Origin of the sequence: Shimia sp. R9_2 (assembly GCF_017743735.1) — a bacterium.
Classification (GTDB): Bacteria; Pseudomonadota; Alphaproteobacteria; order Rhodobacterales; family Rhodobacteraceae; genus Shimia.
The window spans coordinates 528,830-551,416 of sequence record NZ_JAGHRO010000001.1 but is presented as its reverse complement, the minus strand read 5'-3'; the positions used below and the strand labels follow the sequence as shown (position 1 = coordinate 551,416).

Here is a 22,587-nt window from a genome sequence, read left to right as displayed (position 1 = left end):
TTGCCTATTCCGGTTGTTCTGGCTCACGCCGCGTGTTGGGGGGAGCGATTGCCCCAATGTCGGTGAAGGTGTCGCGCTCCGCGGGAGGGAGCTCTTCCGGGCGCGGGGGGCGGACATGCGGCAGCATATTGGGCTCACATGCCCCGATCTTGCGATAGTTTTTGCGGGCCTCTTCAAGGCTCAAAGGGTTGGCGCCACCGCCGTCAAATTCCGGGGTCTGCCCGGGATCATCTTCCCAGAAGCAGACCTTGCAAATATCATAGCTGTCCCGTTCGCAGATGGTCAGGCAACCGCAGCAATGGCACGGAAGATGGGGCGCGGGGCGTGCTGCCCGACGCGCTCTCCATCGCCGAACCTGCCTGCGCTTGCCTTTTGTGCTCATCCCATCAGCCCTGGGTTCAAGATCCCACGGGGATCAAATTTTTTACGAAGCCTCGCGCTCAAGTTGGCCAATGCGGCAGGCTCGGGGTGGAACACGGGGACCCGTGCGCGCGTCGCCTCAGCCGCGCGGATCAGTGTGGCGTGACCTTGACCAACGGCTGCGCGCACATCCGAACCTTCGGACACTTGCACCCAAATCAAGCCGCCGCCCCAATCGTAAAGCACCTGCGCCTCCGGTTGACTCTGCTTAATGGCTGCGACGACGCCCGGCCCGTCAGTGGGTTTCACAGAGAGGCGCCACACATCACCGGTTCCGCCCTGAAACAGCGCCACATCCCGCACCCAGGACCAACCGGCAGCAACTTTTTCAGCATCGCGTTCAACAACAACTTCTGCGCCAAAATCTGCAAGCAGCGCCGTCAGTTTCTCAACACGGTAGGCCACAGAGGCTTCCAGTCCTTCAATGCGGATCATCGTAACAGGTGTGCCGTCTACACCCACGGGGGCATGTGCCGCACCGCTGACGTCGGAAGGAGACCCCAAAGCCGCGCTCATTGCCTTTACCGCTTGCTGATCATCCAAACCATGCAGTAGCACACAGCCGACCGCTTCAGACACCGCTTGAACCTTTAGGCTGACTTCACTGAGCACACCCAAAGTGCCCCAGCTGCCCCCCATCAGTTTCACCAAATCATAGCCGGTGACATTTTTCATCACGCGACCGCCATTCTTCAAGACGCGCCCTGCACCATCCACAAAACGCACACCCAACAAGCTGTCGCGGCAGGCGCCTGCCTGAATGCGCCGTGGGCCACTCACGTTGGCGGCGACCGCGCCGCCTATCGTGGGAACACCATCAGTGCCCAACAGGCCGCGGTGGTCCATCGGCTCAAAGGCCAAGCGTTGCCCTTCCGCCGCCAAGGTCGCTTCAATCTCCGCTATTGGCGTTCCAGCTCCGGCAACAATCGTCAGCGCACCCGGCTCATAAAGTGTCACGCCGGAAAGCGCGGAGGTCGACAACACTGTCGCGTCGCTTGGCGCACCGATCGCGCGTGTGCCCCCGCCCTGTATGCGCAACGCCGTTTGCGCGCCCGCCACTATCTCTGCCAATGCGGCTTCATTTGCAGGTGTCATCATAGTCTTACTGGTCCAAAATATCCTGGGGTGAAGCCAAAACTGGCTGTGGCAGAGGGGCAAAGCCCCTGATTTGCCTGAGATTATTCAGCCGCCATTCGACGCGGCTCGCTCGCAGCCAAGGGAAATACTTTCGCCGGGTTCAAAAGCCACTTAGGGTCGAACACATCTTTCACCGCCATCTGGATATCCAGATCTTCCGGCGCATATTGATCCACCATCAGATCCCGTTTCTCGATACCCACGCCATGCTCACCTGTGAGACATCCCCCGACTTCAACACACAGTCGCAAAATGTCAGCGCCAAAGGCTTCGCACCTCTCCAGATCGCCCGGCTTGTTGGCATCAAACAGAATGAGCGGGTGCATGTTCCCGTCCCCGGCGTGAAAAACATTGCCTACATCAAGGCCGTAGTCTTTGCTCAGCTCCCCAATTCTGCGGAGCACATAGGGAAGTTGGCTCACGGGAATGGTGCCATCCAAGCACATGTAGTCGTTGATCTGCCCCATCGCCCCAAAAGCCGATTTACGTCCGAGCCAAATCCGCGCGCTCTCTTCCGCGCTTGTACTTTCGCGCAGCTCCACTGGATTGTGTGTCCGGGCGATCGCCAGAATACGTTCAAGCTGGGCTTCGATTTCCTGATCGGAGCCTTCCACTTCGACAATCAACAGCGCCTCACAGTCTGGATACCCCGCCCCGGCAAATGCCTCTGTGGCGCGGATGCAAGGGCGATCCATAAACTCAATCGCCACCGGCAGAATGCCCGACTTGATAATGTCGCTCACGCATTGGCCTGCGACTTCATTGCTATCAAACCCCATGAGGACAGGTCTTGCGCCTTCTGGTTTGTGCAAAATACGCAATGTGGCTTCGGTTACGACACCAAGCTGGCCCTCACTGCCGCAGATCACACCCAGAAGATCCAAGCCGCCGGCATCCAAATGGGCACCGCCAATCTCGAAAACCTCGCCCTCCATGGTCACCATTGTGACGCCCATCAGATTGTTCGTTGTCACGCCATACTTCAGGCAATGGGCACCGCCGGAATTCATCGCAATATTACCCGCAATGGCGCAGGCCAGTTGGCTGGAAGGATCTGGTGCGTAAAAGAAGCCGTCCTCTTCCACCGCGCCGGAAACACTCAAGTTAGTGCGGCCCGTTTGCACGCGAATGAAGCGATTTTCATAATCTGTTTCAAGCACTTCAGTCATTCGGGCCACGCCCAGAATGATCGAGTCCGCGGTTGGCATCGATCCCCCCGCAAGAGAAGTGCCTGCTCCGCGTGGCACCACGGGCACATCTTCTTCGTGACAGACTTTTAGAACCGCCACCACTTCTTCAGTGGAGGCAGGAAGAACCGCAGCAAGCGGCGGGCACCGATAGGCGGTAAGTGCGTCGCACTCATAGGCCCGCGTTTCAGCCTCATCAGAGATGACAGCATCTGCCGGAAGCACTTCCTGAAGCCGGGCAACAATGCGCGCCTTCTTCGCAAGAACCTCAGGGTTAGGGGTTGGCATGTCCATGGCTGACCTCCGCAATAATTGGTAAATTAATATAACCAATATTGCAGACTGGCAAGAGCTAAGCGATGACGCTACTGTACAGACATGACTTTCACACAGCTCGCCAACCAGTTTTCACCCCTTGATTTCATTGCTGTTGCAGCGAGTCTCTTGACTTGGTTTGCCACCACGCATCTCATTGAAAATCCGCCTAAAAACAGACCATCCGTGTCGCGACTGATGGCGTTTTATCGAAGAGAATGGATGGTTCATTATGTGGAGCGAAATGCCCGCATTTTTGATGCGCAGATCATGGGAAACCTGCGTCAGAGCACGGCGTTCTTTGCCTCTTCATCAATGATCGCCATTGGCGGTTTGGTGGCTTTGATCGGGAATACTGACCAAATTGCCGGCCTCACACAGGATCTGGCGCAGAAAGCTGATTCCACCTCTGTCCTGGAAATCAAACTGATGTTGGTCCTGCTCTTCGTTGGCAACGCATTCTTGAAATTTGTCTGGTCCCACAGACTCTTCGGCTATTGCTCTGTGCTGATGGGGGCAGTGCCAAATGACAAAGACCATCCCGCAGCGATGTCTCGCGCCCACAAGGCTGCGGATGTGAACATCACGGCGGCACGCAGCTTCAATCGGGGGATTCGGGCCATCTATTTTGGATTGGCTTCCGCGGCCTGGCTTTTGGGGCCCGTCATGTTGCTTGTTGGCATTTCCGTGACAGTGATCGTGCTGGGACGGCGCGAATTTGCCTCTCAGTCCCGCGCCGCCCTGCTGCGTGATCCTCGCTAAATAACCCGCCAAAACACCGTCGGTATATCGTCGGTATCGCGGCTGTATCACGACGTTATAGCGGGTGTGCAATGTCGGTCTTTTTAGAACGGGACAAACCGCACAAAACCGTGCTCCATCAGACCCGATGATAAGGGGCGCCAGCCAAAATGCTTGCAGCCCGGTAAAGCTGTTCACTCAGCATCACGCGGGCCAGCATATGTGGCCAAACCATTTTACCAAAACTGAGCTTGGCATCTGCCCGCGCGCGCAGCGCGGGATCAATGCCATCCGCGCCGCCGATCACAAAAGCCAGATCACTCCGCCCATCATCGCGCCAGCCACCGAGCATGTTCGCAAAATCCGGACTGCTCATCAGCTTGCCACGCTCATCCAGCGCGCAGATCACAGCCCCTTTAGGGATGACACCTTCAAGAAGCCCTGCTTCGGTCGACACCCCGCCGCCCTTGCGGTCTTCAACTTCATGCACCGCAACCGGACCGAGCCCCAGAGCGCGTCCGGTGCGGTCAAACCGTGTCAGATAATCATCAAGAAGGTCGCGCTCAGGGCCAGACCGCAGCCGACCCACGGCGCAGATGTGCACTTTGAGTGCCATGTCGCTGCCTTGTGCTGTGGCGACGCAGCGCTAAGCGCACGCGCCGCGCAGACTTATGCGGAGCCGCCAGGCACCCACATTTTTTCCAGCTGATAGAATTCGCGCACTTCCGGACGGAAGATATGCACGATCACATCGCCAGTATCCACAAGCACCCAGTCACCGGAATCCTTGCCTTCAACTTTGGCGCTGCGGCCAAACTCATGCTTGAGCCGTTCGACAAGTTTCTCAGCGAGGGCCACAACCTGACGCGAGGAGCGCCCGGAGCAGATCACCATGTAATCGCCAATCGACGTCTTGCCGCGCAGGTCGATCTGCACAACGTCTTCGGCTTTGTCTTCGCTAAGAGAGGTGAGAATGCGGGCAAGCAGATCCTCGCTTGTAGCATCCGAGGCGCCCGATGTCAGAACGGGTCCGGTATCAGCAGCATTTGCCACGTCAGTGTTCAAAGACAGAAGTCTGCCCTCCTTGCAACGCACCGCAAAGCCCCGGTGCCGGGCGTAAATTCAAGATAGCACCGGTTGGACTCATTCTCAACGAAAGGCAAGCAAGATTTGGCGCGCATGGACCAATTGGCGCAGAAACGCTGCGGTTTCGGGAAGTTTTCGAGGAAAATCAGCCAATGAGGGAGGGGGGGGCAGCCCCCAGCTTGCGCGTTGCGCAAGCTTCCCGCGGGATACTTTAAGAATGAGAAGGCGGATTGGCGAGACCCGCATCTGCCGCGCTATCTTCCAACAGTCGCACCTCACGCTGTGGGAAGGGAAGCGAAATGCCGTGCTCCTTGAAGGCATCCCAGAGCGCGAGATAGACATTGCCGCGAATATTGGTCAGCCCGCCGGTGGGGTCCTTGATCCAAAACCGCAGAATGTAATCCACACTGCTGTCGCCAAAACCCACGATGTGGCACACAGGGGTGTTGGGATAAGTCAGCACGCGCCCCACGGATTTGGCTGCCTCCACCGCCACTTTGCGCACCAGATGCGGATCATCGTCATAGGCGGTGCCAAAATAGATATCGAGCCGCACAAAGGTGTCAGAATGGGACCAGTTCACCACCTGATTGGTGATCAAGTCCTCGTTAGGGATGAGAAATTCGCGCCCATCGCGGGTGACCACACTCACATAGCGCGCACCCAGAGAGTTGATCCAACCGAAGGTTTCCCCCAGCGAGATCACGTCGCCGGGCTTGATGGATTTGTCCATCAGGATGATGAGGCCTGAGACGAGATTGGACACCACTTTTTGCAGGCCAAAACCCAGACCAACACCGACAAACCCGGTGAGAAAGGCAAGACCGCGCAGATCAAAGCCGATGATTCTCAGACCAACAAAGAAGGCCGCAGTATAGAGGAAGACCTGCAAGAGCTTGCCAAACAGCACGCGCATGGAGGGGGAGATGTCTTCGCTGCGGCTCAGCCTGCTGTCCACCTGACGCGCTGCAAGGCGGGCCAGCACAAAGGTTGCGGCCAACATCAGGATCGCCTGCGCCATCATCCAAAGAGACACGCGGGTTTCGCCAAAGGTGAGCGACATGCTGTCCATCAGCTCAACCGCGTCATCGCGCAGGCCCGTGAGGATGAGCGTCACCCAGATCCAAGCGCCATATCGCAACACCGCCCGCAATGTGGTGTTTGGCACAACCCGCAAAACCACCACCACAAACAGGAAGGCAAGCGCCAGATTGGCAAGCTCAACCAAGAGATAAGACCGACTTGGCCATGTCACCGCGCGCATCACCCAAACCGTGAACCAGATCAAAATGGTGAAGAAGATCAGCGCCATACGGCGATGCACCATCATGGCGTAGCGATAACGCCATTTGGGCCAACCTTCGCGCGTCTTGAGCCAGTCGTAGAATCTGGGTTTGAAGATCATCGCCAAAGCCGCTGCGATCACCATCAAAATCAAGGCGATCAACACCTGATAGGCCGCCCATGGCCGCAACAGGGTTTCGGCAAAAGCCACCACCTGGTCCCAGATGCCCAGGGCAATTTCCGTGGTCTCGGCTGCGTCGCCGCTTTGGCTTATGGTTTCGGGGTGGTGCACGGCGCGATCTGCTGCCGCGATGCGATCCAATTCGGAAGGCGCTGTGCTGTCAGTCGGGCCTGAGATGGTCTCTTCTTCCATAAAATCAGTCTTGCACGTCAAACCGCTTGCAGCAACGCGCAGACTGCACAGCGCATCCTTGGGCGGCTTCTGCTTGAAGGAATCTTTTGGCACGTATAGATGGGTGACATGAAACGCATCTATGACATCGACGACCGCGCCTTTTTACCTTGGCGTTTCTTTGGTCAGTCCAAATCCGTCATCGCCGCCCTATGAAGGTGCGGCGTGCGTTTGCGCGCCTGTTTGACAGCCAAAGTTTCAGCTACACAATCAGAATGGAGAGGACCCATGTCCCCCAAAACGCTTTATGACAAGATCTGGGACGCCCATGTGGCACACGAAGCCGAAGACGGCACCAGCTTGCTTTATATTGACCGTCACCTCGTTCACGAAGTGACCAGCCCGCAGGCCTTTGAGGGCTTGCGCATGACCGGCCGCAAAGTGCGTGCACCGGAGAAAACCATCGCTGTGCCGGATCACAACGTGCCAACCACCAAGGGCCGTGAAAACCCGGAGCAGATGACCGAGGAAAGCCGCATTCAGGTGGCCGCGCTCGACAAGAACGCCAAGGAATTTGGTGTGCACTACTATCCGGTGTCTGACGTGCGTCAGGGCATCGTGCACATCGTTGGCCCGGAAAACGGCTGGACCCTGCCGGGCATGACCGTGGTTTGCGGCGACAGCCACACCGCGACCCACGGCGCATTTGGATCGCTGGCCCATGGCATCGGTACTTCCGAGGTGGAGCACGTACTGGCCACCCAGACGCTGATCCAGAAAAAGTCCAAGAACATGAAGGTGGAGATCACCGGAAAGCTGAACCCGGGCGTGACCGCCAAGGATGTGACGCTTGCGATCATCGGCGCCACCGGCACCGGCGGCGGCACCGGCTATGTGATCGAATACTGTGGGGAGGCGATCCAGTCGCTGTCCATGGAAGGCCGCATGACCGTCTGCAACATGGCGATTGAAGGCGGCGCACGTGCTGGCCTGATCGCTCCTGACCAGACCACCTTTGATTACTGCAAAGGCCGTCCGCACGCGCCAAAAGGCGCAGCATGGGAGCAGGCCGAGGCCTATTGGCGTACGCTCTACACCGATGAGGGTGCGCATTTTGACAAGGTCGTCACCCTGAAGGGCGAAGACATCCAGCCGGTTGTCACCTGGGGTACCAGCCCTGAGGATGTTCTGCCGATCACCGGTGTTGTGCCTGCACCTGAAGACTTTGAAGGCGGCAAGATTGAAGCGGCACGTCGCTCCATCGAGTACATGGGGCTGACCCCTGGCCAGAAGCTGACCGACATCGAGATCGACACAGTCTTCATCGGCTCCTGCACCAACGGTCGTATCGAAGACATGCGCGCCGTGGCTGAAGTGGTCAAAGGCAAGAAGATCAAAGAGGGCATGCGGGCGATGATCGTTCCGGGCTCCGGTCTTGTTCGGGCGCAGGCGGAAGAAGAAGGTCTGGCAGACATCTTCAAGGACGCCGGCTTTGAATGGCGTCTTGCGGGCTGCTCCATGTGTCTGGCGATGAACCCTGACCAGCTATCGGAAAACGAACGCTGCGCCTCGACGTCCAACCGGAACTTCGAAGGCCGCCAGGGCTACAAAGGCCGCACACACCTTGTGTCGCCTGCCATGGCTGCTGCTGCTGCGATCACCGGCAAGCTGACGGACATTCGAGAACTGATGTAAGGCGGATCCTCTCATAGGCCTGTCGGGCGCTGCTTTGGTAGCCGCGCGTCAGGGCTTTGGGAGGCATCAACCCAGTTTCTTCAACCAGGCAACACGCAACGTCATGTTCACATCCTTTGATCCTATGGTGACCAACTGTGTAGGCGCGGCCCCTTTCTCAGGGCTGTCCGTGTCCCCATCTCAGTTGAAGCCGCGGCAGAATGTCGCGGCGCGCACCGCACAGAGCACCACGCTTTGCGCAGGAAAGGAGACTGAAAATGATCCGTGTTGTATTGCCAACTATCTTAGCTTTTGCCAGCCTGATGGGCCTCTGGGCCATCACCGCGACCGTGATTGCGTAACGCAAGCTGTCAAAGCTTATATCTCTATCGAACACCCGATGGTCGGCGCGACCGTTGGGTGTTCTCGTTTTTGAATCGCTCTGAAAGGACGATAGAATGAAAAAGTTCGAAACTTTCTCCGGTATCGCCGCGCCTATGCCGCTGGTGAACATCGACACAGACATGATTATCCCCAAGGTCTTCCTGAAGTCCATCGAACGCACGGGCTTTGGCAAGAACCTCTTTGATGAGATGCGCTACAACCGCGACGGCACAGAAATCCCAGATTTCGTGCTGAACAAACCACAATACCGCAGCGCGCAGATCCTAATCGCGGGTGACAACTTTGGCTGCGGCTCTTCGCGTGAACACGCGCCATGGGCGCTGGACGATTTCGGCATCAAGGTGATCGTGTCCACCTCCTTTGCTGACATCTTCTTCAACAACAGCTTCAAGAACGGCATGCTGCCGATCGTTTTGCCGCAAGAGCAGGTCGACGTGCTGATGGCCGACGCGGAGAAAGGCGAAAACGCCCGTATGACCGTGGATCTGGAAGCTCAGGAAATCACAACCTCGGATGGCGAGGTGATCAAGTTCGAGGTGGATGCGTTCAAAAAGCACTGCCTGCTCAATGGTCTGGATGACATTGGTCTAACCATGGAGAAAGAAGCCTCTATCGACGCATATGAGGCTAAAGCGGGGGCCGAGCGCCCTTGGGTCTGAACCTTCGCTGACGCACTTCAGGCGCTGCCCCACCCGGGCGGCGCCTTTTTTATTGAGGAATTTGATGGATCTGACCAAGCGGTCATTTGAAACCGAACGTTTGCTGATCCGCAGTTGCGAGCTGGCGGACGCTGCCACTCTTGCGCAGCTAATGACACCTTCGATCAGCCAGCGGGTGGCCGCATGGCCAACATCACTCACTGCTGAGGACGCGCGTGCGCTTCTGAGGGGCTACATTGAGGCCGCAAATTCAGGCAGCACTTTTGCGTATGTGCTGATCGATAGAGAAACCTGCGCGCTTATTGGCTGACTCAAGATCGACCTTTCCAACGCTCCTCAGAAGACGGGCGCCAAGTTCGGGGAATTTGGCTATTGGATTGGCGAAGCCTACCAACGCCAAGGTTATGCCTTTGAAGTGTCACGCGGCGCGCTGGACTTCGGGCTTCACACTCTCGGCCTGGATACAATGCGCGCGGGCGCGCAGGTGCAAAACCACGCGTCCCTCAGACTCCTTGAGAAACTTGGCATGGAGCCCGTTGGCGTTGAACGCGTCTGGGCCCCCGCCAGACAACGCCACGAAGAGTGCGCGTTTTGGCAGATGCAGAAACCAACCATCCCATAGGTTGATTGAACGACCAACGCGGCTCTCGACAAAGCTGATAGCGCAAACCTCAATTGCGGCACAATTGTGGCAATCCCTCCCGCACAGAAATATCTCTGTTGATTCTCAGTGCGTTATCCGACGCCATAGTGGCCTATCCGATGAACTGCGCCAAAACACCGCCTTTTAAGGCCGTTATTGATGCATTCGGGCATCACATAGCCCTGAGCACCGCCCAATCTTAATCATTTCTCAAACAAATCCTTGAGCCCCGCCAAATTCCGGCGTCAAATTGTGGCGGAAATGGGGCAAACCGCCATTAAGTGCGGATAAAGACGGGATAAGTTCGCGGCAATGTACCGCGGCGTCCGGTTGAAGGGTACTACGGCAGTGATAGGCAGAATAATAGGAGCGGGCACACGCGCAGGCTTGGTTGCGTTGCTGTTTGCTTTGCCAGCAATAATCTTACCATCGATCAGCTCTGACGCGGTTCAGATCATGATGCTTTTTGCGTTGTTTTCTGGCTGCCTTGTGTTCATCGAATATGTGTCCAGCGCGCCCTCCATCATTGAGTTTCGCTATGCGCCGCCATTTAACAGGCTCCGTTTCCTGGCGATCTTCTTCACGGTTTTTGCACTCTCTGTGATTGCCCGTGGCGAAGTCGCCCCCAATGCATTCACCGCCTTTCTGCACGCTCTTGGGATCATTGTCGGCGACGCGATTGATTTCCCATATTCGCCAGTGCGTCTGATGGTGATCATGCTACCAAACAACGCCTCAGCGGAATTGGTGCATCAGGTCCGTACTGCGTCGGGCCTGTCTTACCTGATCTCGCTGATCACTTTGGTGGTGTTCTTCTTCTACCTGCGCATTCTGGGATGGCCCGCACGCAATGGCGCCTTCAATGTCTGGGTCAACCTGCCACTGTTTGACCCGACAGCGGGCGGAGATGTGATGCCCCGTTTGCAACGCGATGGCCGCCTTAACATTGCGTTAGGGTTTCTTATGCCATTCTTAATTCCGGCGATCATTCAGATGATGTCGGATTTGATTGACCCGATCTATCTGAGCGACCCGAAGACAATGATCTGGACAATCAGCGCATGGGCATTTGTACCCGCCAGCATGATCATGCGCGGCATGGCCATGACCCGTGTTGCGACTTTGATCAACGAGAACCGCCGTCGCGCTTATGCGGCCTCTCGCAGTGCGCACGCGCAGCAATCTCAGGTTTCCTCCACCGCCTGATCCAAACACTTTGGACATTTGGCCTGTTGTGCACGCCTGTCTGGGGCGAAACCATCCGTGTTGCGACCTATGACGTGGAGCTTTCGCGCAAAGGCCCCGGCCTCATGCTGCGTGACATTCAGCGCAACGACGATCAAACGCAGGCGATCACCCAAGTGGTCGCGCACATCGCACCAGATATCCTGTTTCTGCAAGGGGTGGATTATGATGCGGACCTGCTGGGGCTGAAAGCGCTGCGCGATCGCTTTTCTGAGGCGGGCCTGATCTTTCCCCACCTCTTTGCGCTCAAGCCAAACACCGGCATACCCACGGGGCTGGACATGAACGGTGACGGCTATCTGCACGATGCAGAGGATGCACAGGGGTTTGGACAGTTTCGGGGGGCTTCGGGTATGGCTGTCCTCTCGCGTTGGCCCTTTGGAGAGGTGCGAGATTTCAGCGGGCTTTTGTGGCGTGATTTGCCAGAGGCTCAACTGCCAAGGGTGGCCGATACCCCATTTCCTTCGCAGGAGGCGCAGGCGATCCAGCGACTTTCCACCGGTGGCCACTGGTCACTGCAGGTGATACCGCCAAACGGTGCGTTCACGCTGATGCTCTTTGCCGCTGGGCCGCCAGTCTTTGATGGGCCGGAAGATCGAAACGGGCTGCGCAATGCCGATGAAATCAGTCTGTGGCACCATCTGCTGGATGGAAAGCTCGGCCCCGCCCCTGAGCCCCCTTTCGTTATCATGGGCGGCGCAAATCTTGATCCGTACTCCGGAGAGGGACGGCGCCATGTGATTGCAGATTTGCTTGCGGATCCCCGACTGCAAGACCCGCTTTCAGATGCTGGCGCAACCGTTGACTGGAAGGAGCCGACGCCCGGAGACCTGCGGGTCGACTACCTCCTGCCTTCGGCAAACATCACAGTGGAGCATGCAGGTGTGTTCTGGCCCAAACCGCCTGATCCGGACGCTGCGCTTCTGGAACACAAGACAACACCGGCCAGCCGTCACCATATCGTTTGGGCCGACATTCGATATTGATCGGTTTCTCAAGCTTTCCAGCGCATTCAAGCCCCTTGTTTCTTGATCTTTTGCGCCTGTCTCGCTAACCCGTAGCGAACCCAAAGGATCAAGGACGACACCCATGAGCAACCCTTCGCTTCTCATCCTCGCCGGCGACGGCATCGGCCCCGAAGTCATGACCGAAGTTCAGCGCGTTATCGGCTGGTTTGGCGACAAGCGCGGTCTGAAATTTGACGTGAGCGAAGACCTCGTGGGCGGCGCAGCATACGACAAACACGGTGTGCCGCTGCATGATGACACCATGGCGAAAGCCCAAGAGGTGGACGCGGTTCTGCTGGGTGCTGTGGGCGGCCCGAAATACGACGATCTGGATTTCTCCGTAAAGCCGGAGCGCGGCCTGCTGCGCCTGCGCAAAGAGATGGACCTTTTTGCCAACCTGCGCCCGGCACAGTGTTTTGACGCACTGGCAGACTTTTCCTCTCTAAAGACTGACATCGTGTCTGGCCTGGATATCATGATCGTGCGCGAGCTGACGGGCGGTGTGTACTTCGGCGAGCCACGCGGCATCTTTGAAGAAGGCAACGAACGTGTGGGCATCAACACCCAGCGTTACACCGAAAGCGAAATCGAGCGTGGCGCGCGTGCAGCGTTTGAACTTGCGATGGTGCGCGACAAGCGTCTGTGCTCCATGGAAAAAGCCAACGTGATGGAAAGCGGCATTCTGTGGCGCGAAGTGGTGAACGAAGTTGCCAAAGACTACCCAGAGGTAGAACTGTCTCACATGTATGCCGACAACGGCGCAATGCAGCTGGTGCGCGCACCCAAACAGTTTGACGTGATCTACACCGACAACCTGTTTGGCGACATCCTGTCTGACTGTGCGGCAATGCTGACCGGCTCTCTGGGTATGCTGCCGTCTGCGTCCCTTGGTGCACCGATGGCCAATGGCCGACCGAAAGCGCTGTATGAACCCGTACACGGCTCCGCACCTGACATCGCAGGCCAAGGCAAAGCGAACCCATGCGCCTGTGTGCTCTCCTTCGCGATGGCGCTGCGCTATTCCTTCAATGAAGGTGCCGAGGCCGATCGTCTGGAAGCAGCTGTTGAGAAAGTGCTGGCAGACGGCGTGCGCACCGCAGATCTGATGCAGTCCGAAGGTGAGACACCGGTCTCCACCTCCGAGATGGGCGACGCCCTGCTCGCGGCCCTGGACGCCAGTCTCTGATCGCAGGCCTCCATAACCAAAACAAAAGGCGCCTCATCGGGCGCCTTTTTCTTTGAGCGTTTGCTTATTGCAACGCGGGTCGCGGGTTCTTTTGCGCGTGGCTGTAAATCGAGCGGACGCTCCACTCCACGGAATTGCGCATCGTGCGCCCGAGGGCTGTGTCAAACGCCAGAATGACATCTTCGATCTCATCGCTCGCTGTCTGCACCACAGCTTCAAACGACTTTGAGTCGATGATCTGGTTGTTAAACGAATCCACGATTTTCAGGTTTAGACGCACATCGATCTTGAGGGCTTCGGTGCCTTCAATTTCGACGACCGGGAGTCGCGCCTGAAACTCACGCAGGTCGGTTACAATCACATAATCCGGGCGCAAGCCAACGCTTGAACGGCCAACCGAGCGGACTTTGCCACTGTTCTCATAGCTTTCCACCAGCAGGTTCTGCACGATCACCGGCGCGCGGTCTACCCAGCGGGCACGGGGCAGATATTCGATCTGATAAGGTGTCGGCTGCACCGCAATCTGATCGGTGTTCACCGCAGACGAAGCTGTCGGCTCTTCCACCACGATTTGCTGGCGAATACGCGGTAGCCCTGAGGCAAAAGTGCTTTTGGGTGTCAGCGTATAAAGGTCAGTTGGCGTCGTGGCACGATTGAGGGTCTCAATCCCTGTGCACCCAGAAAGCGCCACCGCGCCCAGCATCATGCCTACCCATACCAGTCGCATCATCGACGAAACTCCGATCCTTGAGTGCCCAGAAGGAACCGAGCTGGATCACGCCTGATCAGCTCAACCAACCGGTCCATGTTGTTTATGAGAAACCGCGCTTCTTCCACGAAACGGGTGGCCTGCGGCAGACCGATGCGGAAGAACTCCGTCACCTGACGCTCGTTTTGCGCAACGATACCGTCCAGACGGCCCAACAGGGCTGAGGCGGATTGCGAGGCGGCAAGCACCTCATCTGCGGCGCGGTCAATGTCATCTGTCACACCGTTGACCGTGCCGGACACGGCGGAAACAGCGCCGCTGATATCTGTGAGAATGCCAGAGATCTCTTCATCAAGAATGCGGTTCACACCGGTGAATGTCTCCCGGGCGGTGCCCAGCGTGTCATCTGCTGTTTCCATCGCTTCGGTGATCGCCGCAAGCGTCACATTGGAGCGCGCAAATGTGTCTGTGGCCGCAAGCAGCGCCGCACTGCCCTGCTCTGACAATGTATCGAGATCACCGGCGGCCCCCACCGCGAGCGCGTCGATGTTGCCAATCATCGTGTTGGCAGATTTTGCCGCCGCGCTGATATCGGCAACGAGATCAGGGAGTTCTGTGTCCACAGTTGTTCGAATGGTGTCGAGCGCATCACGCGCACTGGTCGCAGCCGCGCGCGCCTCGGCGACAAAGGCTGCCCCGTCCCCTTCAACCAAAGTTGTGACGCTGTCTGCGGTTGCATCGACCGAACGCAGCATTTCGTCTGACAGATCCAGCGCCTCATCCAGATTGGCCAAAGTAGACTGCGCCTGAGCAAGACGCGCAGTAGCCTCGGCAATCAATAGCGCGCCTTCTGTGGAAATCGAAGAAACGCCGGTTTCAATCACAACCAAGGTTTCGTTGGCCTGATCCAACAGAGGCGGCAGCTTGGTGTCAGCCAGTGAACGCACCGAACTGAGCGTTTCCGTCGCCTCATTGGCAAGCGGTTTGATATCTGTGCTCAGCACCTCGTTGGCGGTATCTGAGGTCACACGCACAGAATTCAGCGTATCCGTTGCTGTGTTGGTCGCTGTCTCAAAAGCCGCAATCGCACTTTCAGACTGATCGACCCGTGCCTTGATGCTGCTGCCCACTTCTTCGTAGCGGCTCATCAGGTTTGAAGCGTCTTGCCCCACCTGAGCCACCTGTGTTTCGAGCACTGAGGCGGTGTCCTGCACCTGCTGCACCAGCGCAGGCAGGCGTTCTTCAACCAGATTGCGTGCTGATTGCAGTGTGGCCAGCGCGGAAGGCTCAAGCACCGTCACAACGCCTTCGAGGGCGGCGGCGGCGTCCGCACCGCGGGTGATGAAATCACTCAACTGATCCTTCATCAGCGCATCCGCCGTGCCAAAGGCGCTTTCAGCGTTGCGCAATGTGCCTTCGGTGCGATCAGCGGCCACGCGAATGCTGCCAAGCGTTGTGGTGGCCTCTTCCAAGGTTTCCTCTGCCGTGTCGGAAAGTTGCTCAAGTCGACCAGTGAAGGCCGCAATCTCGCGCGCCGCGCTTCCTACATCCGTCGACAGGGTTTCAAACTCAGACAGCGTGCGATCAAGCCGCCCAGACGCGCTTGAGAGGTTCTCAAGAAGCGATGTCACGGCCTCGGTGTTCTCATCACTCACAACCGATTGCAGCCGCTCCAGAAGCTCGATGGCCTTTCCCATCAGCTCAGGCGCGCTTTCTACAACGGATTGCAAGGCACTTGCTTCCGTTGGAATTTCGCCAAACTGAGGCAAGGCCTGCGCCTCGGGAGTGCCACCGGAAAGCGCAACAAAGCTCACCCCCGTCACGCCCTGCCCCTGAAGCTTCGCAATCGTGTCGGTCTTCACGGGGATGTCCGCGCCAACTTCAATGCGCACGCGCACCCGCGAGGGATCTTCGTCGTCGAGCTCCAACATCACAACCTGCCCAACCGGCAAGCCGTTGTAGCGGACGCCGCCCGCCATCCCGAGGCCCGACACATTGTCAAAAAGCACGTCGTAATATGCGTACTGCCGCTCCAGATCGACTTTGGCGAGCCAGAACACAAACAGGAAAGAGCCGATCAAACCGACCAGCGCGAACACCCCAATCAGGAGGTAGTTTGCCCGTGTCTCCATCTGCCCTTAACTCCTACTGCCTTTGACCTGCGCCGCACGCGCGCGTGGTCCCGTAAAATATTCCTGAACCCAGGGATGATCGACATCTGTCATGGTCTCAATCGGCCCTTCTACCAGCACGCGCTTCTCTGCCAATACGGCAATCCGGTCACAGATGGCATAAAGGCTGTCCAGATCGTGGGTCACCATAAACACGGTGATACCAAGCGCGCGCTGCAATTCCCCAATCAAATCGTCGTAGGCGGCCGCGCCAATCGGATCGAGACCCGCCGTCGGTTCGTCCAAGAACACGATCTGCGGATCAAGCGCCAAGGCCCGCGCCAAAGCGGCCCGTTTGCGCATCCCGCCTGACAGTTCGCTTGGCAGCTTCTCACAGGCAAAATGCGGCAGCCCTACAAGCCCGATCTTTAGCGCGCCGAGATCCTTCATCAGATTTTGCGAGAGTTTGAGATGCTCGCGCATCGGGGCCATAACGTTTTGAAGAACCGTGAGGCTGGAAAACAGCGCCCCGTCTTGAAAGGCGACGCCCCAGCGGGTTTCAACCTTGCGACGCTCGGCCTCCGGGGCGTGCAGCACATCAGTGCCAAGCACCTCGATGCGGCCAGCCGCCGGGCGGTTCAGCCCGACAATCGTGCGCAGCAGCACGGATTTACCGGTGCCGGACCCACCAACGATGCCCAGCACTTCGCCTCGCCAAACATCCAGATCCAGATTGTCATGCACCACTTGCTTGCCAAACTGATTGCGCAAACCGCGCACCTTGATGACCGCTTCACACTCTTCTTTGACAGCGCCTGCGGGCTGCGTCTCCACCACGTTCATATGCCCAGCTCCGCAAAGAAGATCGAAAACAGAGCATCCAGAGCGATCACCAGAAAGATGCTCTGCACCACACTTGAGGTGGTGCGTTGCCCAACGCTGGTAGAGCTGCTTTTCACTTGGAAGGCCTGCCAACAGGCCACAACGCCGATCACCAGCGCAAAGAATGGGGCTTTGACCATACCCACCAGAAGATGGCTTACATCCGTGTTCTCATAAAGCCGTGTGACAAACATGCCCGGGCTGACACCAAGGTTGATCCAACTCATGAGAGCGCCGCCAAAGAGGCCAAACAGATTGGCCACAAAACCCAGCAATGGCAGCATGATCAGGAGCGCCAGAACACGCGGCACCACCAATACACGCACCGGATCAAGCCCGAGCGTCTGCATCGCGTCAATTTCCTGCTGCACTTTCATGGATCCCACTGAGGCGGTGAAAGCGGACCCTGAACGACCAGCGACAATGATCGCGGTGAGCAGGATCCCCAGCTCCCGGAGCACGGAAATCGAGATCAATTCAACGACAAAGACTTCCGCGCCAAAGCGCTGCAATTGAGTGGCCCCCTGAAAGGCCAGAACCACGCCGATAAGAAAACCCATAAGTCCAATGATGGGCACAGCGTTGAATCCGGTGTCCTGCATATGAGTCACGAGTGACGCCCAGCGCAGCTTGTGTGGACGAGACAATTCGCGCGTCAATGCGGCGAGTGTTTGCCCCAGAAAACTGATCAATGAGAGCGCATTGTGATAGCCCCCGACCAAAGACTTGCCCCACTCCTCCAGCCAGGCCCAGGCTGAATGCGCGGCAGCGTCTTGCACCTCTTCATCAGGAGCCGCTGCGGAAACCGTGCGGATCAACGCCAGTTGATCCTGCGCACCACCATCAATGGCAACCTCAGCTCCCGCACGGCTTAGCCGGTCGCGCAAATGCGTGACCATCCAGGCGCCGCCAGTGTCCATCGCCGTGAGATCAGAAAGATCGACCCGCACTGTGCCAGCATTTGCCGAAACCTGTGCAAAAGGTCGCTCCATCTCTGCAAGGTGTTCGGTCAGAAGCGCACCGGTCAGACGCACAACCGTCTCGTTACCCGTCGCTTCGACGTGCAGGTTGGGGCGCTTGTTGGTCATGAAACCAACACCATCTGGCTTGAGGCATACGCCCCTTTCGTCCCGGTCATTTTGGTCCCAAATGCGTGGAGTCGTCTTGCGTCCCGCCACCTTTATCAAACAGCCTCAGCGCTTTAAACCCCAAGGGCTATCGCAGCGGCACCCGTTGTTCCAAAGCGTCAATCTTTGGGCGTGGCAAATGCTTAAACGCCCGTAAGACCATCTGCCGCGCGCGCGCGCCTTCCCAATCCCGTGGCAACACCAGATCCTGCACCGCCCCGTGCCTCAAACACAGACGACGCCAGTGATGCAGCGCCACAAGCCTCAGGCTCGTGCGGTCAAACAGGTCTTCAGGCACCGGATGCGCAAGCACCTTTTCCACCACAGACGCGAGTTCATCATATTCCGCGCGCATCACCTGAGGCGCAACGGTCTCCGTAACCCACTCAGGCATGTCACTTGGTGCAAAGGCGCTCAGCAGGCAGCTCTGTGGTGCCTCTGACAGACCACTCACCAAAGCGCTGCGGGTCGACAGTTGCACCGCACCCGCAGGCAAAAGCGCCTCAAACTCCGCGACGGCTAAGGATGGCTCTCCGATCAACAAACTCACGGTCGCAGCGGCTTTTCCCTTGGCACCGTAAACCTGTGGACGTGCGCGCTCCGTCGCGGCCCATCCTTCTGCGGATAGACGATGCGCAGACATACGTCCGCGCTTTTCGGTAACCACCCAGCCGTCCCGCCGGAGCCGATGCAGCGCCACGCGCAATGCCTGATTGTTGATCCCAAGCGGCCGCACCAATGCATCCAGAACCGGCCCGGAAACCCAGCTCTCTTTATCCTGCAAGAGGTCACCCAAAATGGTCACGACCACCGACCAGACTTTGATCGGACCACAGTCGCGCACCGCCTTGATATCTTCTTGCAGATCAACCTGTTGCATAACCACCAGTTTACGCTTGCTGCAGCGCAACAACAAGCGGGGCACGTTGCGTCACATGCACTCTCCCTTGATGCGCGTAGCGACCCGGCCCATGCTGAGGTGGAATAGGGACCGCTTCAGGAGGAGGAGCCCCCCATGTGGAGGAGCACATCCATCACGCCAGACTCACCGGAGTTTGCGGCGAACCGCGCTGCTATGTTGGCGGCGGTTGATGAACTGCGCGCCCTGGAGAAGCGGACCGCAGATAAATCCGAAGAACGCCGGGAACGTTTCGCCGCACGTGGGCAGATCACCCCGCGCGAACGACTGGGACGCCTGCTGGACCCTGGCATGGCGTTTTTGCGCCTACACAGCCTTGCGGGCTATCTCCAAGACAGCGACGATCCTGACACCTCCCTGCCCGGCGCGACCTTTTTGATGGGAATTGGCTTTGTCTCCGGTGTGCGCTGCATGGTTGTGGTGGACGACAGCGGCATCAACGCAGGCGCACTTTCCCCAATGTCTTTGCAGGCCATCCTGTCTGCGCAAGACATCGCCTTGCGCCAAAAGCTGCCATTTGTGCATCTAGTCGAAAGCGCAGGGGCAAACCTGATGAACTATCGGGTGGAAGATTGGGCTCTGGGTGGCGGTGTCTTTCGCAACCTCGCCCGCCTTTCTGCCGCAGGCCTGCCCACCATTGCCGTGCTGCATGGTCCTTCCACTGCCGGTGGCGCCTATATGCCGGGACTGTCTGACTATGTGATCGGCGTGAAGAAAAACGGGATGGCGGCGCTGGCGGGTGCGGCTTTGGTAAATGCCGCAACAGGCGAAGTCGCCAAGGACGCAAATCTCGGCGGAGCAGAAATGCACGCGACCACCTCTGGCCTCGTCGAGTATCTGGCCGAAGATGATGTTCACGCCATCGCGTTGGCCCGTCGGGTGATATCCCGGCTCGATTGGAACAAAGACTTGCAGATGCCTGATATCCGCAGTTTTGACACCCCCCGCTATGATACTGACGAAATAGCGGGCGTTGTCCCGGCTGACTGGACCACCCCTTATGATGCTCGTGAACTTGTTGCTCGGCTGGTGGATGGCTCAGATTTTGATGAATTCAAATCAGGCTTCGGCGCTGCCACACTCTGTATCCAAGCTCAGATTCATGGCCATACAGTCGGTATCATTGCCAACAACGGCCCAATTGATCCGGCGGGTGCCAATAAGGCAACCCACTTCATACAAGCCTGCGATCAGGCCGGTACGCCGCTTGTGTTCTTAAACAACACCACAGGCTACATGGTCGGCACTGCCTATGAGCAGGCGGGAATGATCAAACATGGCTCTAAAATGATCCAAGCAGTCAGCAATGCCCGTGTGCCTAAGATCACGCTCTACTGCGGCGCCTCTTTCGGAGCGGGCAACTACGGCATGTGCGGCATCGCCTACCAACCTGACTTCTTGTTCTCTTGGCCGACCTCCCGCTCCGGCGTCATGGGCGGGGCGCAGGCCGCCAAAACCATGTCGCTCGTGGCGCGTGCTGGCGCTGCCCGCAAGGGTGTGGAGCTTGATGAAGCGCGTATCGCGAAGCAGGAAGCGGCCATCGAAAATCTCTTTGATGCGCAGAGCTCCCCCTTCTTCACCTCAGGGAAAGTCCTTGACCATGGCGTGATCGACCCCCGCGAAAGCCGCAAGATAATCGCCTTCTGCCTGGATACCGTGGCGGAGGCGCGACGTCGAAACCTCAACCCCAACAGCTTTGGTGTAGCGCGGATGTGACGAGCCCTGCCCCGACCTCAGCCAAGTCCGCACGCCACATCAAGATACTCAGCCGCGCATCAACTCCGCACGAAGCCCCACCGTGAAAGACCAATTATGACCCTCACCCAAGCTGACGACTTCCTCGCCGAATCCGAAACGCTACACGCCGCCATCGCAGACCTGAGCGACGCGGAGTTGCGCATGACAACCCAATTCAAAGACTGGAGCATCGAAGATGTTCTTGTGCATCTGCATTTCTGGAACATCGCCGCCGATCTTTCCGCCACCGATGAGGCCGCGCTGCAAAAACAAGTTGGTGCCGTCATGGCCTCACTCAAAGACACCGGCTCCATGCGCGGCGCGGAAAATGAAGCGATCACCGAACGCGGCACCGCTTTGCGGAGCCTATGGATCAACAAAGTGCGTGAAATGGCGCGCCGCTGGCGCGACATGGATCCCAAAGCGCGGCTCAGCTGGGTGGGGCCCTCCATGTCAGCGCGCTCCTCGATCACCGCGCGCCAGATGGAAACCTGGGCGCATGGCTTTGAGATCTTCGACCTGCTTGGCAAAACCCGCGCCGAGGCGGACCGGATCAAAAACATCGTCGTGCTTGGGGTCAACACATTCGGCTGGTCCCATCAGGTTCACAGCCTGCCTGTGCCTGAGGCCATGCCAAAGCTCTCTCTCACCGCTCCGTCCGGGGACATCTGGTCCTTTGGTGAAGATACCGAAAACACCATCAGCGGGTCGGCGGTCGACTTCGCTGCAGTTGTCACACAAACTCGGGCTTTTGCCGATACCTCATTAATTGCCACCGGCAACGTGGCGCAGACATGGATGGCCAACGCGCAATGCTTTGCAGGCCCGCCGGAAACACCACCTGCGCCGGGCAGCCGTCACCGCCTGAGCGCCACAGATCAAGGGTGATCCATGGATAAGGCGATCCTCACCTGCGCGCTGAATGGCGTGCTGACCAACCCGGCAAAGCACCCCGTGCCCGTAACTCCAGCACAATGTGCCGCCTCCGCAAGGGAAGCCATGGATGCGGGCGCAAGTGTGATCCACATCCATTTCCGACAGCAAGAGCCTGGCAAAGGCCATTTGCCAAGCTGGGATCCCGAGGTGGCAATGGAAATTGTAAGGGCGATCCGCGATGCCTGCCCCGGCATCCTTATCAACGCGACCACTGGCGCAATCGGGTCAGATTACTCCGGCCCCCTCAATGTTCTGCGCGCCCTGCAACCGGAGATCGCCGCCTGCAACGCAGGCTCGCTCAACTACCTGAAACTGCGGGCAAACGGGGATTGGGCCTGGCCGCCGATGCTGTTTGAAAACACTCCTGACAAAATTCAGGACCATCTGGACGTGATGGCTCAGACGGGCACCCTGCCGGAATTTGAATGTTTTGACACCGGCATCGTGCGCTCTGTTGCCATGTATGTTGCCAACGGCATGACCAAACGCGCGCAGTACAACCTCGTGATGGGTGTCGCCTCCGGTATGCCAGTCAGCCCAGTGCTTTTGGAGTTTCTACTGCCCTACCTCATGGAAGGCAGCCATTGGCAGGCCACACTGATCGGCCGCGCTGAGATCTGGGAAACCCACCAGAAGGCAGCAGATCTGGGCGGGATGCTGCGCACCGGCGTTGAGGACACGTTCTACCTACCCAATGGAGAAAAAACGCGTTCCAACGGCCAACTGATCGAAGCGCTTGCGACCTGCGCGCGCAATGCAGGCCGGGCGATTGCATCACCAAAAGAGGCACGCGCTATCTTGGGCACATTCTAGGCGCTTGATCCT

21 protein-coding genes are annotated in these 22,587 nt (G+C 58.0%); 10 read left to right on the top strand and 11 right to left on the bottom strand.

All coding sequences use genetic code 11. From position 1 onward, the window contains the following. Positions 1-4: 4 nt before the first annotated feature. The 3 genes from J7400_RS02565 to J7400_RS02555 all read right to left on the bottom strand — a co-directional run bounded on the left by J7400_RS02565 (position 5) and on the right by J7400_RS02555 (position 3,038). A complete protein-coding gene (locus J7400_RS02565; protein WP_209058652.1) occupies positions 5-382 on the bottom strand; it encodes a CPCC family cysteine-rich protein in 378 nt (125 codons plus the stop codon). Then, positions 379-1,515: an FAD-binding protein gene (locus tag J7400_RS02560; protein WP_209060233.1), complete on the bottom strand. Its 1,137-nt coding sequence runs from the start codon at positions 1,513-1,515 to the stop codon at positions 379-381. Before J7400_RS02560 ends, J7400_RS02565 begins: the two co-directional genes overlap by 4 nt. An 83-nt stretch (positions 1,516-1,598) precedes the next feature. Then, on the bottom strand, positions 1,599-3,038 hold the full coding sequence (locus tag J7400_RS02555) for an FAD-linked oxidase C-terminal domain-containing protein (protein WP_209058645.1): 1,440 nt from the start codon (positions 3,036-3,038) through the stop codon (positions 1,599-1,601). Between the two features lie 84 nt (positions 3,039-3,122). On the opposite strand from J7400_RS02555, the gene J7400_RS02550 reads away from it, so the two are divergent. Continuing rightward, positions 3,123-3,821: a DUF599 domain-containing protein gene (locus J7400_RS02550; protein ID WP_209058643.1), complete on the top strand. Its 699-nt coding sequence runs from the start codon at positions 3,123-3,125 to the stop codon at positions 3,819-3,821. Between the two features lie 118 nt (positions 3,822-3,939). Here the strand turns inward: J7400_RS02550 and rlmH are convergent, their stop codons facing one another. From rlmH to J7400_RS02535, 3 genes are all read right to left on the bottom strand, one after another. Next, positions 3,940-4,416, bottom strand: a complete 477-nt coding sequence (rlmH, locus tag J7400_RS02545; protein ID WP_209058641.1) for a 23S rRNA (pseudouridine(1915)-N(3))-methyltransferase RlmH — start codon at positions 4,414-4,416, stop codon at positions 3,940-3,942. Positions 4,417-4,469: 53 nt separating this feature from the next. Beyond that, a complete protein-coding gene (rsfS, locus tag J7400_RS02540; protein WP_247738612.1) occupies positions 4,470-4,823 on the bottom strand; it encodes a ribosome silencing factor in 354 nt (117 codons plus the stop codon). A 274-nt stretch (positions 4,824-5,097) separates the two neighbouring features. Beyond that, complete coding sequence (locus J7400_RS02535; RefSeq protein WP_209058639.1) at positions 5,098-6,543, bottom strand: mechanosensitive ion channel domain-containing protein; 1,446 nt, start codon at positions 6,541-6,543, stop codon at positions 5,098-5,100. Between the two features lie 267 nt (positions 6,544-6,810). Here J7400_RS02535 and leuC point away from each other — a divergent pair, with 267 nt between their 5' ends. From leuC to leuB, 6 genes are all read left to right on the top strand, one after another. Continuing rightward, the gene (gene leuC, locus J7400_RS02530; protein WP_209058636.1) at positions 6,811-8,217 is read left to right on the top strand and encodes a 3-isopropylmalate dehydratase large subunit; all 1,407 of its coding nucleotides are present in this window, start codon (positions 6,811-6,813) and stop codon (positions 8,215-8,217) included. 437 nt (positions 8,218-8,654) lie between these two features. After that, positions 8,655-9,260 carry a 3-isopropylmalate dehydratase small subunit gene (gene leuD / locus J7400_RS02525; protein ID WP_209058634.1) on the top strand — a complete coding sequence of 202 codons (606 nt, stop codon included), beginning with the start codon at positions 8,655-8,657 and terminating at the stop codon, positions 9,258-9,260. A gap of 64 nt (positions 9,261-9,324) precedes the next feature. Beyond that, on the top strand, positions 9,325-9,570 hold the full coding sequence (locus J7400_RS02520) for a hypothetical protein (protein ID WP_209058632.1): 246 nt from the start codon (positions 9,325-9,327) through the stop codon (positions 9,568-9,570). Between the two features lie 789 nt (positions 9,571-10,359). Then, positions 10,360-11,109 carry a hypothetical protein gene (locus J7400_RS02510; protein ID WP_348539448.1) on the top strand — a complete coding sequence of 250 codons (750 nt, stop codon included), beginning with the start codon at positions 10,360-10,362 and terminating at the stop codon, positions 11,107-11,109. A gap of 26 nt (positions 11,110-11,135) precedes the next feature. After that, positions 11,136-12,134, top strand: a complete 999-nt coding sequence (locus tag J7400_RS02505) for an endonuclease/exonuclease/phosphatase family protein (protein WP_247738569.1) — start codon at positions 11,136-11,138, stop codon at positions 12,132-12,134. Between the two features lie 103 nt (positions 12,135-12,237). Next, positions 12,238-13,341, top strand: a complete 1,104-nt coding sequence (leuB, locus tag J7400_RS02500) for a 3-isopropylmalate dehydrogenase (RefSeq protein WP_209058627.1) — start codon at positions 12,238-12,240, stop codon at positions 13,339-13,341. A 64-nt stretch (positions 13,342-13,405) separates the two neighbouring features. Here leuB and J7400_RS02495 read toward each other — a convergent pair whose 3' ends face one another. The 5 genes from J7400_RS02495 to J7400_RS02475 all read right to left on the bottom strand — a co-directional run bounded on the left by J7400_RS02495 (position 13,406) and on the right by J7400_RS02475 (position 19,050). Next, positions 13,406-14,071 carry an ABC-type transport auxiliary lipoprotein family protein gene (locus J7400_RS02495; protein WP_209058625.1) on the bottom strand — a complete coding sequence of 222 codons (666 nt, stop codon included), beginning with the start codon at positions 14,069-14,071 and terminating at the stop codon, positions 13,406-13,408. Further along, the gene (locus tag J7400_RS02490) at positions 14,068-16,182 is read right to left on the bottom strand and encodes an MlaD family protein (protein WP_209058623.1); all 2,115 of its coding nucleotides are present in this window, start codon (positions 16,180-16,182) and stop codon (positions 14,068-14,070) included. Before J7400_RS02490 ends, J7400_RS02495 begins: the two co-directional genes overlap by 4 nt. A 6-nt stretch (positions 16,183-16,188) precedes the next feature. After that, on the bottom strand, positions 16,189-17,004 hold the full coding sequence (locus J7400_RS02485) for an ATP-binding cassette domain-containing protein (RefSeq protein WP_209058621.1): 816 nt from the start codon (positions 17,002-17,004) through the stop codon (positions 16,189-16,191). Next, positions 17,001-18,131: an MlaE family lipid ABC transporter permease subunit gene (locus J7400_RS02480; RefSeq protein WP_209058618.1), complete on the bottom strand. Its 1,131-nt coding sequence runs from the start codon at positions 18,129-18,131 to the stop codon at positions 17,001-17,003. The genes J7400_RS02485 and J7400_RS02480 overlap by 4 nt, the downstream gene beginning before the upstream one ends. 127 nt (positions 18,132-18,258) lie before the next feature. Continuing rightward, positions 18,259-19,050 (bottom strand): PaaX family transcriptional regulator C-terminal domain-containing protein, encoded by a 792-nt coding sequence (locus J7400_RS02475; protein WP_247738611.1) that lies wholly within the window; start codon positions 19,048-19,050, stop codon positions 18,259-18,261. Between the two features lie 135 nt (positions 19,051-19,185). Here J7400_RS02475 and J7400_RS02470 point away from each other — a divergent pair, with 135 nt between their 5' ends. From J7400_RS02470 to J7400_RS02460, 3 genes are all read left to right on the top strand, one after another. Continuing rightward, complete coding sequence (locus J7400_RS02470; RefSeq protein WP_209058614.1) at positions 19,186-20,805, top strand: carboxyl transferase domain-containing protein; 1,620 nt, start codon at positions 19,186-19,188, stop codon at positions 20,803-20,805. Positions 20,806-20,901: 96 nt separating this feature from the next. Continuing rightward, complete coding sequence (locus J7400_RS02465) at positions 20,902-21,714, top strand: TIGR03084 family metal-binding protein (RefSeq protein ID WP_209058612.1); 813 nt, start codon at positions 20,902-20,904, stop codon at positions 21,712-21,714. Between the two features lie 3 nt (positions 21,715-21,717). Next, complete coding sequence (locus J7400_RS02460) at positions 21,718-22,575, top strand: 3-keto-5-aminohexanoate cleavage protein (RefSeq protein ID WP_209058610.1); 858 nt, start codon at positions 21,718-21,720, stop codon at positions 22,573-22,575. Positions 22,576-22,587 lie beyond the last annotated feature (12 nt).